General features: G+C 63.2%; 12 protein-coding genes. 5 read left to right on the top strand and 7 right to left on the bottom strand.

Features of this window, described 5'->3' with window-relative positions; translation table 11 throughout:
• Positions 1-53: 53 nt before the first annotated feature.
• Positions 54-518, top strand: a complete 465-nt coding sequence (locus MSG32_RS02735) for a methylenetetrahydrofolate reductase C-terminal domain-containing protein (protein ID WP_248377423.1) — start codon at positions 54-56, stop codon at positions 516-518.
• Positions 515-1528: a methylenetetrahydrofolate reductase gene (locus MSG32_RS02730; protein ID WP_248377422.1), complete on the top strand. Its 1014-nt coding sequence runs from the start codon at positions 515-517 to the stop codon at positions 1526-1528. Before MSG32_RS02735 ends, MSG32_RS02730 begins: the two co-directional genes overlap by 4 nt.
• A gap of 80 nt (positions 1529-1608) precedes the next feature.
• On the opposite strand, the gene MSG32_RS02725 is transcribed toward MSG32_RS02730, so the two are convergent.
• Positions 1609-2559 carry a LysR family transcriptional regulator gene (locus MSG32_RS02725; protein WP_248377421.1) on the bottom strand — a complete coding sequence of 317 codons (951 nt, stop codon included), beginning with the start codon at positions 2557-2559 and terminating at the stop codon, positions 1609-1611.
• A 112-nt stretch (positions 2560-2671) separates the two neighbouring features.
• On the opposite strand from MSG32_RS02725, the gene MSG32_RS02720 reads away from it, so the two are divergent.
• The 3 genes from MSG32_RS02720 (at position 2672) to MSG32_RS02710 (ending at position 6537) form a co-directional block, all read left to right on the top strand.
• Positions 2672-3553, top strand: coding sequence for a phytanoyl-CoA dioxygenase family protein (locus MSG32_RS02720; RefSeq protein ID WP_248377420.1), 882 nt, complete (start codon positions 2672-2674; stop codon positions 3551-3553).
• A gap of 116 nt (positions 3554-3669) precedes the next feature.
• Positions 3670-4953, top strand: coding sequence for a Xaa-Pro peptidase family protein (locus MSG32_RS02715; protein ID WP_248377416.1), 1284 nt, complete (start codon positions 3670-3672; stop codon positions 4951-4953).
• A 96-nt stretch (positions 4954-5049) separates the two neighbouring features.
• On the top strand, positions 5050-6537 hold the full coding sequence (locus MSG32_RS02710) for a CoA-acylating methylmalonate-semialdehyde dehydrogenase (RefSeq protein WP_248377414.1): 1488 nt from the start codon (positions 5050-5052) through the stop codon (positions 6535-6537).
• A gap of 107 nt (positions 6538-6644) precedes the next feature.
• Here the strand turns inward: MSG32_RS02710 and MSG32_RS02705 are convergent, their stop codons facing one another.
• The 6 genes from MSG32_RS02705 to MSG32_RS02680 form a co-directional block, all read right to left on the bottom strand.
• Positions 6645-7487, bottom strand: coding sequence for a nitrilase-related carbon-nitrogen hydrolase (locus MSG32_RS02705; RefSeq protein ID WP_131432377.1), 843 nt, complete (start codon positions 7485-7487; stop codon positions 6645-6647).
• Between the two features lie 165 nt (positions 7488-7652).
• Positions 7653-9020 (bottom strand): MmgE/PrpD family protein, encoded by a 1368-nt coding sequence (locus tag MSG32_RS02700; RefSeq protein ID WP_248377412.1) that lies wholly within the window; start codon positions 9018-9020, stop codon positions 7653-7655.
• A gap of 164 nt (positions 9021-9184) precedes the next feature.
• A complete protein-coding gene (locus tag MSG32_RS02695; protein WP_248377410.1) occupies positions 9185-10066 on the bottom strand; it encodes a glycine betaine ABC transporter substrate-binding protein in 882 nt (293 codons plus the stop codon).
• Between the two features lie 102 nt (positions 10067-10168).
• Entirely contained in the window at positions 10169-10900 is a 732-nt protein-coding gene (locus MSG32_RS02690) for an ABC transporter permease (RefSeq protein ID WP_248377408.1), read from the bottom strand.
• Between the two features lie 4 nt (positions 10901-10904).
• Positions 10905-12086, bottom strand: a complete 1182-nt coding sequence (locus MSG32_RS02685) for an ABC transporter ATP-binding protein (protein WP_248377406.1) — start codon at positions 12084-12086, stop codon at positions 10905-10907.
• A gap of 44 nt (positions 12087-12130) precedes the next feature.
• A complete protein-coding gene (locus MSG32_RS02680; RefSeq protein WP_176677398.1) occupies positions 12131-12799 on the bottom strand; it encodes an ABC transporter permease in 669 nt (222 codons plus the stop codon).
• Positions 12800-12959: the final 160 nt, after the last annotated feature.

The following is a 12959-nucleotide window of genomic DNA, read 5'->3' as shown; positions in this document are numbered from 1 at the left end:
CGCTCCGAAACGCCCAGGGCGTTACCCCCGCCAGGTTTTGACAGGAGGCATGCGTGTATTCGATTCGTCTGTGGGCCGCACGTCACGCGCGACTGCTGGAGCTCACCTATCAGGCCGTCGAGCCGGTGATCATCAAACTGCAGCCGCTGTGGAAGTCCGTCGGTTACGCACGCGCCGAGAAGCCTGTCGCCAGGCTGGAGCAAGCCTGCAAGGACTTGCTGTTTGATTGCCAGATGTGTGGCCAGTGCATCCTGAGTTCGACCGGCATGTCCTGCTCAATGAACTGCCCCAAGCACCTGCGCAACGGCCCCTGCGGCGGTGTCATGCAGAATGGCAACTGTGAAGTCGAGCCGGACACGCGCTGCGTGTGGGTGGAAGCCTGGGAAGGCAGCCAGCGGATGAAGGACAGCGATGCGATCCAGATCGTGCAGTTGCCGGTGGACCATCGCCTGCGGGGCACCTCATCCTGGTTGCGCGTGGCCCGGCAAGCCGCTGAACGCCGAGAGAGCCTGAAATGACTTCCAGACTCACTATCCCCGACAGCTCCCAACTGCCACCTGCCGAGGATGCTGGCAACGTCGGTCACCTGGAGCGAGTGCTTCGCAGCGGTCAGTTTACCGTCACTGCCGAGCTGGCGCCGCCCGACTCGGCCGATCCACAGGAGGTGCATGCACGCGCGCAACTGTTTGCCGGCCATGTGGATGCCATGAACGCCACCGATGGCTCGGGTGCCAACTGCCATATGTCGAGCGTGGCGATGTGTGCCCTGCTGGCCCGCGAAGGCCATGAGACGGTGATGCAGATCTCGTGTCGTGACAGAAACCGCATCGCCATCCAGGGCGATGTGCTGGGCGCTGCGGCGCTGGGCATCCGCAATCTGCTGTGTCTGACTGGGGATGGCGTGCAGGTCGGGGATCATCCTGAGGCCAAGCCGGTATTCGATCTCGACTCCCTGTCGCTGCTGGAAATCGTCGCCGGGCTGCGTGACAAGCACGCCTTTGCCAGCGGGCGAACACTGACCTCAGCGCCCCAGGTATTTCTCGGCGCAGCCGCCAACCCCTTCGCCCCGCCCTTCGCGTTTCGTCCTCACCGTCTGGCCAAGAAGATTGCTGCCGGCGCCCAGTTCATCCAGACACAGTACTGCTTCGATCTGCCGCGCTTTCAGGACTTCATGCATCGTGCTCGTGATCTGGGACTGCTGGAGAAATGCTTCATCCTGCCCGGCGTCGGCCCGCTGGCCTCGGCACGCACCGCCGAGTGGATGCGTCGCCATGTTCCCGGCGTGCATATCCCGGATGACGTACTCACGCGCTTGAAAGGAGCCAAGGATCAGAAGGCGGAGGGCCGTGATATCTGCATCGAGATGATCCAGCAATTACGGGAGATCGAGGGCGTCAGCGGCGTGCATATCATGGCGCATCGTCAGGAAGCCTTCGTGCCCGAGATCATCCAGCGCGCGGGCATTCTGGGGGCGCGTAGGCCGTACACGCCGCAAGCCCCGCTGGGCGCTACACCGCCCATTGGCTGATATATCTCCGGGTCCAATCCATGAATCGCTATTCCGCCAGGCTCACCATCTCAACCTGCTCGCAACACTGGTAGTACTGCTCAACCAGCGGTCGCAGCCTCACGCGTTGTGACGACACCTGAATCGGTGCCAGCCTCAGTGCCAACCTCAGCGCTCGCCTCCAGCGCCCCGACTTCCTCAAGCTTGCCCTTGCCGGTGACGATGGCTTCCAGGTGATCGCAGAAGTCACTCAGCGCATCGCTGACATGGCCCGGCGAGCGATGAAGCTCGATTTCCACATGGCCAAGCGGCGGCAAGCCTTCGTCATCGCCGACGATTCGACAGCCGGAGGGCACGCTGCGCGGGGTCTTGACGGTCAGTGCCAGTCCGGCCTTCACCGGCAGATTGATGCCTGTCGGCGACTGGCTCGAGTAACGCACATCCCACTGTCGATCATCCCGGCCCAAGGCGGCGAAGGCATGCGCGCGGAAGATGCAGCCTTCCGGATTGAGCGCGAGCGGCAGTACCTCCCAGTCTGCAAGCGACTGGTCTTCGGCGACCACCCACACCATGCGCTCGCGCCCCAACAGCCGCCCGGTCTGGGTCGGCCCGTGACGCACCACCAGCACGGCGTCCAGCAAGCCTTCCTGAAAATCATGCACCAGCGAGGCGCTGATCTTGCAGGTCACCTCCAGACGCACTTCGGGGTGATCCGCGGCGAAGCGCGACAGCAATTCGGGCAGGTAGGTACTGGCCTGTTCCTCCGACGTGCCCAGCCGGATGAGCTCATTCTTGCGATCGACCCCGAGCACCTGCCGCGCCTCATCCTGCAGCTTGAGAATGTGCCGCGCATAGGGCAGCAACCGCCCTCCCGACGCCGTGAGTTCTACCCGACGGCTGGTACGGGACAACAGCGCCCCGCCCATCTGATCCTCCAGCCGCTTGATCTGCAGGCTGACGGCAGACTGGGTGCGATGCAGCACCTTGCCGGCGGCGCTGAACCCTTCACATTCGGCCACCGTGACAAAGGCACGAAGCAGGTCGGTATCCATGATCTATGAGCCCTCGCAATGCATTTGATCTTGACCATTCATTTCTATTATCAAAACACGCCCTCTAACCTATTCCTACGTTATTTAGCGATCAGGGAACAGGAGGCCGGGCATGAACGCAATCCAGCAGCAGGACAGTGATACCTCTCTCGATGGGCTGATAGATCTTGAACACTATCCCATCCATCGACTGACAGAAGCGCGGGGTCGCGAACTGATGCGCCAATGTCGCGAACAGCTCGCTCAGGATGGCTGCGTCGTGCTGAAGGGCTTCGTGCCGCAGGAGGCGCTGGCACGTCTGGAGCAGGAAACGGAGCGTCTTTCACCGCTGGCGCACTACAACCAGACCGTCACCAATCCCTACAACAGCGACGGTGATGACTCACTGCCTGCATCACATCCGCGCAATCGCTTCGATGATCGCACCAACGGTTTCGTGGCGGGGGACCGCATCGGCTCGGACACCCTGATTCGCCAGGTCTACTCGCATCCCGATTTCCAGCACTTCATCGCCAGCGTCGTCGGCATGGACGACATTCACCAATATGCCGACCCGCTCGCGGATCTGGTCGTCAACGTGCTGCGCGATGGCTGCCAGCATCCCTGGCACTACGACACCAACGAATTCATCGTCACCATGATGACCCGCCAGTCCGATGCGGGTGGCCGCTTCGAATACGCCGCCGGAATCCGCAGCCCTGAGGGCGAGAACTTCGAGGGTGTCGAGAAGGTGCTCGACGGAGACCGCTCGCGCCTGACCGCCATCGATCTGAAGCCGGGCGACCTGCAGATCTTCTTCGGTCGCTACTCCCTGCATCGCGTCACCCCGGTTCGCGGAGAGCGCGAACGCCATACCGTGATCTTCGCTTACGCCAAGGAGCCCGGCTTCATCGGTCGCCCTGAGCGCGCCCAGCGAATCTTCGGCCGCATGGCGCCTATCCACGAGCGCCTGCTCAAGGAAGGCATGCAGCGCAGCGACAACCTGGCGGACTGACATGCCCGAGCCCGGCACGCCATGTCGTGTACCAGCGCTTGTACCAGCGCCTGTGCCAGTCCTTTTTTCCAGCGCCTTTCCTGACCTTTTCACCAGACCGTGAGCCGAGACCAACCATGAGCATCGTCGACTTTGAACGCCTGACCGACAGTGAACCCTCAAGCTTCCCGATCGTGCCGTCCGCGCCAATGGCCAATGGCGACAGCATTCCCACGGCCTTTGACCCTGTGCAGCTGCGCGGCGGTCGTCTGGCTCGCCTGCGCGCCATGATGGCAGAGCAGGGCTACGCCGCCGTGGTGCTGTTTGATCCCAACAACCAGCGCTATGCCACCGGCTCGCGCAACATGTTCGGCTACTTCCTGCGCAACTCCACCCGCTACATCTACGTGCCCCTCGAGGGGCCGGTGATCCTGTTCGAATACCCCGGCAGCGCCCACGTCTCGACCTGGCTTGAAACCATCGATGAGGCGCGCACGTCCAAGGTGGTGTGGTCCGCCGTCAACCAGCGCGACAACCTCTCGAGCGACCCGTTCGGCATCGAGATTGCCCAGCTGGTCGAGGAACATGGTGGCGGCAATCGCAAGGTCGGGCTGGACCGCTGCACCCTGAATCTGGCGCGCTCGCTGGAAGCGCAGGGGCTGGAAGTCTTCGACTGCATGCAGGACACCCTGCACTGCCGTCGCCTCAAGACGCCTGAGGAAATTGCCTGTCTGGCCCAGTCGATGGCCGGAAGCGAGGCCGCGGTTGCCGCCGTGGAAGCCGCCATCAAGCCCGGCGTCACCGAGAATGAGCTGTTCGCCATCATGTACGGCGATGTCATCCGCCAGGGCGGTGAGTTCATCGAGACGCGCCTGCTGTCGTCCGGGCCGCGCACCAATCCGTGGTTCAACGAGGCCAGCGACCGCGTGATTCGCCCCGGCGAGCTGGTCGCACTGGATACCGACACCATCGGCTGCCACGGCTACTACTCCGACTTCTCACGCACCTTCCATGTCGGGCCGGGCCGACCGACCGCCTATCAGCAGAGCCTGTACCAGATGGCGCACGAGCAGGTGCACCACAACATGTCGATCCTCAAGCCCGGCATCAGCTACCGCGAGATCGCCGAGAGCGCCTGGAAGATCCCCGAGCGCTTCCTCGACCGCCGTTACCCCTCGATCATCCACGGCGTCGGCATGCATGGCGAGACACCACTGGTCGCGCACCACATGGACTTTGATCGCTTCTCCAAGGATGGCGTGCTGGAACCCGGCATGGTGGTCTCGGTGGAAAGCTATATCGGCGAAGTCGGTGCGGCCGATGGCGTCAAGCTGGAGGAAGAGGTGCTGATCACCGAGACCGGCATCGAGAAGATCTCGCGCTATCCCTTCGATGAGGCACTGCTGGGGCGTCAATTCTGAGCACTGGCCAATCCAGGCTCACAGCAACCTCAGCACAAGACAGCGACTTTCCCTGCCCCATTCTCTGCGACTGAACACAAGGCTGAAAACTGACCGATGGATACCCTGACTCACCTGATTGGCGGTGACGCCGTGACTGGCGAACGCTCCCTGGATGTGCTCAATCCGGCCACCGCGCAAGCCGTGCGCCGTCTGCCACTGGCCGATGCCGCCATCGTGCAACGCGCGATAGAGACCACCAGGGATGCCCTGCCCGCCTGGCGCGCCATGCCGCCCGCCAAGCGCGCTCAGGTCATGTATCGCTTCAAGACATTGCTGGAACGGGATGCTCAGGAAATCTGCGCCCTGATCAGTGAAGAGCACGGCAAGGTGCTCGACGACGCCATGGGCGAACTCAAGCGCGGCATCGAGAACGTCGAATATGCCTGCGGCGTGCCGGAGCTGCTCAAGGGCGAGTATTCCCACAATGCCGGGCCGAGCATCGACACCTGGTCCAACCATCAACCGCTGGGCATCGTGGCCGGTGTCACGCCGTTCAACTTCCCGGCCATGGTGCCGCTCTGGATGTTCCCGATGGCGCTGGCCTGCGGCAATGCCTTCATCCTCAAGCCCTCGGAGCAGAGCCCGTCGGCGGCCAACAAGATGGCCCACTTGCTGCACGAAGCCGGACTGCCCGCGGGGCTCTTCAGCGTGGTGCATGGTGATCGTGAAGCCGTCGAGGCGCTGATCGCGGCCCCGGAGGTCAAGGCGATGAGCTTCGTGGGCTCGACGCCCGTGGCGCGGAGCCTCTACGAGGGTGGCACCCGTCAGGGCAAGCGGATCCAGGCGCTGGGAGGCGCCAAGAATCACGCCGTGGTATTGCCGGACGCCGATCTGGACAATGCCGCCAGCACCTTGATCGGGGCCGCCTTCGGCAGCGCAGGCGAGCGCTGCATGGCCATCTCGGTGGCCGTCTGTGTGGGGGATGAGACCGCGGATGCCCTGATCGAACGTCTCGCGCCTCAGGCCCGCGCCATGAGCATCGGCCCGGGCACTGAACCCGGTCACGACATGGGCGCCCTGATCAATGCCTCGCAGCGCGACAAGGTCGCCGGCTATATCGAGGCAGGCGCCAGCGCTGGCGCCCAGCTGATCGTGGATGGCCGCACTCACCCGCTGGTCGAGAGCTCGCCCGGCTTCTTCATGGGTGCCACGCTGTTCGATCGCGTCACGCCGGACATGAGCATCTATCGTGACGAGATCTTCGGCCCGGTACTCTGTGTGGTGCGCGTGGCCAGCTTCGAAGACGCCATCGCGCTGATCAATGATCACCAGTACGGCAACGGCACCTGCCTCTTCACCCGCGATGGCGAGGCCGGACGCCGCTTCGCCGACCAGATCGAGGTCGGCATGGTCGGCATCAACGTGCCCTTGCCGGTACCGGTGGCCTTCCACAGCTTCGGCGGCTGGAAGGATTCGCTGTTCGGTGACCTGCACGCCTATGGCCCCGACGCCGTGCGCTTCTATACCCGACGCAAGAGCGTGTCACAGCGCTGGCCTGAGCGCAGTGCACAGGAAGCCGCCCAGTTCAGCTTCCCGTCCTGAGCCGCATTGCCGGCAACGTAAACAAGACCGCAAACAAGACGCCCGCGCCAGAATTCTGGCGCGGGCGTCTTGTTGTTCGACAGGCTTAATTGCTCAACACCAATCGCTCAGCGATAGCCCAGCATCAGGTCACGCACCAGCGGCGTATCGGCGTCGCGGTGCGTCGGCAGCTCGAAACGGGCCTTGGCGATCGCGGTACGTGACAGCTCGGCATGTATCAGCATCTCGCGGTCTTCCGCCTGGGCCAGCGTCTCCCCGCGCGGGCCAAGAATTCGCGACCCGCCCCAGAAATGACTGCCGCCTTCCGGGCCGAAGCGATTGGCCATGATGACCGGCGTGCCGTAGGTCATGGCGTAGAACTGGAGGTTGATCGCCCAGTTCTGCTCGTTGGAGAAATCATCGCTGACGATGCCCGAGGCCGAATTGATCGGCGCACACAGCACGGTGGGACGCGCGAGCATGGCGGCGTGCACCAGGCCCGGATTCCACAGGTCCGCGCAGATCAGCGAGGTGGCTGACCAGCCTTCGCGCACATCATTCTGGGTCAGGTCGCTGCCGTGGGTGAACAGCTTGCCCTCCTCCAGCCCGCCGTAGGTCGGCAGGTTCAACTTGCGATGCACGGCCTGCAGCGCGCCGTGCTGCAGAATCGCCAGGGCGTTGTAGTACTCCCCCGGACTGGCCTCCTCGACAAAGCCCACCACCAGCTGCATGTCGCCCGCGGCACGCGCGAGCATCAGCAAGCGCGGGTCATGCGGCGGAAAGGCCAGATCAATGACCCGACTGCCCATGCCATAGCCCGTCAGCGACAGCTCCGGGAAGACCAGCAGGTCCAGATCGACATCCCGCGCCTGATGGATGATGTCGAGATGACGTTCCAGATTGGCCTCAATATCGCCGAGGGTGGCGTTGATCTGGGCCGCGCCAACGCGCAGGTGATCTTGATGGTGCATGGGCAAGTCTCGGTAATGAAAAGAGAAGGCAACGAACAGTAGAAGCCAGGGTCAGGTTCAGGGTGAGGGCCAGGTAGAAAACCAGGCGAAAGGCCAGGGCCAAGGCCAGAAAGCAGGCCAATGAGAATCAAGCGCCGCGCAGAATGTCAGCCGCGGCCGCCATATTCAAGCCGGTGCGCCCAGAAGCGCCAGCAGCTCGGAGACCGGGCGTGACTCCAGGTCCATCACGACATCCCGCAACCTGGCCGCGCGAGCTCCCAGCACCGGCTCCGCCAGGGCCTGATATTTGGCCAGCACCTGAGCATCCGTCAGCGGCTTGTCCGGATTGCCCAATGCCTCATGGTCTGCGCTTTCCAGCACCTCACCACTTTTCAGCACGATTCGCGCACGAGCCCAGCGCTCGGCGGGGAAACGGGCATTGAATGTGGCGTCCTCCTCGATCACCACCTTGCTCGCCAGCGCCTTGAGCCCGTCATCGTCAAGGGCATCGCAGACACCTTCCACATCCACGCTGCCCCGCCCCAGAGCACAGGCGACCGACCACGGCAGACTGTATTGCGCCTGCTCCGTGGTATCGGGGTGCGTGACATGCAGCCGCTTGCCCTCATGGAAGGTGATGATCTCGATACGCATGATGGCGTCGGGCTCAGCCACGGCGCCTGCCAATGACAGCACCGCCTCCACTGCCGGCTGCGCCCAGCGACACACCGGATAGGCCTTGAAGTACTGCTCGAACAGATAGTGACGCTGACCGAGGTCCTGCCACAGCGCAGCGACCTCCGGCGCCGTGACCGTCAATGCCGGCGCTCCGGTGAAGCCATCTTCCGCCAGCAGCGCCGCCGAGATGCCGGTCATCGCGCCCCAGCCGGAGCCATCCTTGAGCATGGTGGGATGATCGATGCAGCGCATCATCTGGCTACGCGGCCCGTAGAACTCGGCGATGCCCAACGCGTGGTGCAACGTCTCACGATCAAAGCCGCGCAGACGCGCAGTCACTGCGGCCACGCCCAGCGCATTCCAGGCCCCCGACGTATGGTAATCGGGGCTCTGGGCATGCAAGGCGATGCCCGCGCGCGTGGCGACCTCATAGCCATAGGCCAGCAGCGCCAGAAACGCATGCCCGCTGAGTTGCCGGGTTTCCGGGAGCGCCAGCAGGCCGGGCAACAAAGCCACCCCCGCATGCCCCTTGGTCAGCACCTGGCCGTCGTGGGCGTCCAGCGCATCGATCAACCAGGCGCCCTGCAGGGCGACACCACTGGAAGAGGCCGTGCCGCTGGCAAACAACAGCGGCAAGTCGCCGCCGTGCTGGCGCGTGACGTAGCGAGCCGCCTTGACGGCCAGGGGAGTCCGCGTCGCACCTGCCGCGACGCCCAGCAGATCCAGCAGGCAGCGCTTGGCCTGGTGCAGCTGCTCTGCGCTGAGACGGGTGACATCATATTCATGGATCAGGGACAGCGGCGCAGGCGCCAGACGAGCCTCGGCAGGTGCATGAGAGGTGGGCACGGCATGAGGCAGACAATCCGGAGCAGACATGGGACTTCTCCAATTTGGCAGACACGGAAATGACCAACGGGATGGCAGCAAATGCGAGCGAGGCAGACGCAGCCGCCAGAGACGACAAGACCGCCCGCAGGCGGCCTTGTCGTGCTGGCATGGCCCCTGAACCTCGCTGTCAGAGGATCAGGCGTACCTGAAGGTCACTTGAGGCCGTGTTCCTTCAGGAAGTCCTCGGCGACCTGCTCGATGCTCTTCTTCTCGACATCGACCTGGGCGTTCAGGCTCGCCATGGTGTCGTCATTGAGCTCGGCGGACAGCGCATTCATCTGCGACTCGAGTTCCGGGTTGGCCTTGAGCGACTCCTCACGCACCACCGGCGTCAGGGCGTAGGCCGGGAAGTAGCCCTTGTCGTCCTCGAGCACCGTGAAATCAAACGCCGGAATGCGGCCATCGGTGGCGAACACCAGGCCGACATCGACCTGACCATCACGCAGTGCCTGGTAGACCAGACCGGAATCCATGCGCTTGACGTCGGCGCGCCCGACACGGAAGTCATAGGCTTTCTGCAGCGGACGCCAGCCATCATCACGCGCGTAGAATTCGGCGTTCAGCGCGAAGGACAGCCCCTTGTCGTCGTTGACCGCCTGCGCGAGGTCGGACAGTGAGGCGATACCGCGCTCCTGGGCGTCCGCCTCGCGCATCGCCAGTGCGTAGGTATTGTTGGCGGCTGACGGCTCCAGCCACACCAGGCCCTTCTCGGCGTCCAGCTCCTTGACGCGTGCATAGGTGTCTTCCGGGCTCAGGCGCTCACTGACATCGTTGTAGTTGATCAGTGAGGTGCCGGTGTACTCCCAATAGAGATCGATCTGGCCGTTTTCCTGCGCCTGACGCAGGACGGCGGAGCCCATGCCGGAGCGCTCTTCCACCTCATACCCCAGGCCTTCCAGATACTGCCCCGTCATGCTGGCGAGGATCTGTTGTTCGGTGAAGTTCTTGCCACCCACCACAATCTCTTCAGCCTGCGCCGTGGAAAGTGAAGCGGCCAGTGCCGCGCCGGTCAGCAGAGTCGTCAAGGTCTTCATGGTGTTCTCCTATCCTGTGAAATTTCGGTCCAGCCGGTTGTTGTTGTTCAGGTCGTGCAGTCTGTCACCAGGCGCCGAGCGGGCCGGCGCGTGGGTCTTCATTCATGCCCGCGCCGGGTTGACGCCTCGCGGCACCACGAGGAAGGCCACGAAGGCCACCAGCACATCCACCCCGATCGCCAGCAGCGCCGTGGGAATGGCGCCGGACAGCATCATGATGGGGTCATAGAGGTCAATCCCGGTAAAGATCAGCTCTCCCAGTCCACCGGCGCCGATCAGGAAGGCCAGCGGTACCGTGCCGACATTGATGGCCAGGGCGGTGCGAATCCCGGCGAACATCACATATAGCGCATTGGGCAACTCGACCCGCACCAGACGCTGGAGGGGCGACATGCCGATCCCGGCCGCCGCTTCCTTCAAGGCCGGTGACACGCCCTTGAGTCCCGTGTAGGTATTGCGGGTAATGGGCAGCAGGGTCGCGACGAACAGCCCGAAGACCGCCGGCACGGTGCCGATGCCCAGAAAGCTCATCGACAGGGCCAGCACCGCCAGCGTCGGGATGGTGGTACCCACGTTGAGCACCTGCATGGCGGATTCGGCGTAGCGCGTCATGCTCGGTCGCGACAGGATGATGCCCAGCGGGACCGCGACCAGGATCGCCAGCCCGCCGGACAGCGCCGTCAACCAGAGGTGCTGTACCGTCAGAAACTGGATGTCGGGGATATAGAAGAGGAACTCTTCGATCACACCGTTCGACTGGCTCCAGACCCCGGCCATGAAGATCGCGACCACGGCCACCAGCCGCAGCAAGCCCGTGAATTTCAGTGTCGGCATGGGCTTACTCCTTGTGCAGCGCGGTCGCGGACATCTCACCCTGCTGGCCAGAAGCCCCGCCACCCGCATGCGCCCGATAGCGCGAACCCAGATGATGGGTGATGGCGCGCTGCGTGATCTGGCCGACGATACGCCCCTCGTCATCGACGCACGGCATCCAGGTCATGTCATTGGCGAACATCAGCGAGGCCACCTTGCGCAGGTCATCCTCCAGGCTGACCACGACGGGCACGCTCTGGAAGTGATCACGGCAATGGCCCTTGGAGGTGCGAGCGATGGCGGCACTGATGATGCCGACCGGCTGACGCTTGTCGTTCACCATCACGATGCTGTTCTGGTAGCCGTAGGCCTCGATGCGCTCGAGCGCCGTGGTCAGGGTGTCATCCGGCGTGACCATGCCGATGTCTTCACTGGCCAGGTCGCGCACCTTGACCAGATTGAGGCGCTTCAGAGCGCGGTCTTCGCCCAGGAAGGATTCGACGAACTCGTTCTTAGGCGCGGCCAGCAACTCATCGGGCGGTGAATACTGCACCAGCTTGCCGCCGCGGAAGATGGCGATGCGATCGCCCATCTTGATCGCCTCATCGATATCGTGGCTGACGAACATGATGGTCTTCTTGAGGTCCTGCTGCATCTTGAGGAACTCATCCTGGATTACCGCGCGATTGATGGGATCGATGGCCCCGAAGGGTTCATCCATCAGCATCACGGGCGGGTCCGCCGCCAGGGCACGCGCAACGCCGATGCGCTGCTGCTGGCCACCGGACAGCTCGCTCGGATAGCGCTTGAGGAAGGCATCGGGCTCGAGCGCGATCATACGCATCAGCTCACGGGCACGTTCGCGATAGCGCGCCTTGTCCCAGCCCAGCAGTCGGGGCACCACGGTGATGTTCTCCTCGATGGTCATGTTCGGGAACAGGCCGATCTGCTGGATCACGTAGCCGATGTTGCGGCGCAGCTCCTGGGTATCGAGATTGGTGGTGTCTTCCCCGTTGATCAGCACTCGCCCCGAGGTCGGGCGAATGATGCGGTTGATCATCTTGAGGCTAGTGGTCTTGCCGCAGCCGGAGGGGCCGAGCAGGATGCAGATCTCACCGCTCGGGACCTTCATGCTGATATTGTCAGCGGCCGTCACGGCGCCCTTCGGGGTATCGAAGACTTTTGTCAGGTTGTCGAGTTCGATCATGAAGCGTTCCTTGTCGTGTTGGCAGAATGGGCGCGAATGACGCGTCAGGCGGCGGCCGCTGTGGTGCGGTCCATGCCCTTGGGCGTCAGGCGCTTCTGCAGCGCCAACAATGCATAGTCGACGAGGATGGCCAGCACGCTGACCGCCACCGCCCCGACAATCAATTGCCGAGGATCAGACTGGGAAATCCCTCGACTGATGAAGGTGCCAAGCCCCCCGGCACCGATATAGGCCGCAATCGCCATCACCCCGATATTCAGCACCACGGCGGTGCGCACACCGGCCATGATGATCGGCACGGCCAACGGAATCTCCACCATCCACAGACGCTGATTCTGGCTCATGCCCACCCCTCTGGCGGCTTCGCGCAGCGCCGGGTCGACATTGTTGATCGCGGTATAGGTGTTGCGGATGATCGGCAGCTGCGAATACAGCAGCACGGCGATCACGGCCGGCAGATAGCCGATGCCCTGCCCGATCAACGACAGGATCGGAATCATGATGCCGAACAGCGCGATGGAGGGGATCGTCACGATGATCGAGGCGATATACAGCACGGTCTTGGCGGCTCGCTCGTTCTTGGTGATCGCGATACCGATGGGCACGCCCGTCAGGGTGGCGATTCCCACTGCCACCCCGACCAGCGAGATGTGCTCAAGCGTGCGTGTGGTCAAGAGCTCCAGATTGTCCAGAGCATACTGGATCAGTTCCAAGCGGGATCTCCTTGCTTTTATTGTGTCCTGTTCGGCACGGCAGGCTTGAGCCGGCGTCACAGGTGTCAGGGCAGGTATATCATCAAGCGAAGTCGCTGAGATGCCGAAGCGGAAACCTGCTTAGCTTAGCAAAGCGAGATAGCAGTTATTTATCGATTTG

The sequence above is a fragment of the Cobetia sp. 1CM21F genome, from assembly GCF_023161745.1.
GTDB classification, from domain to species: Bacteria; Pseudomonadota; Gammaproteobacteria; order Pseudomonadales; family Halomonadaceae; genus Cobetia; species Cobetia amphilecti.
The sequence above is the reverse complement of the archived record's forward strand: the minus strand, read 5'-3'. Positions and strand labels throughout refer to the sequence as shown.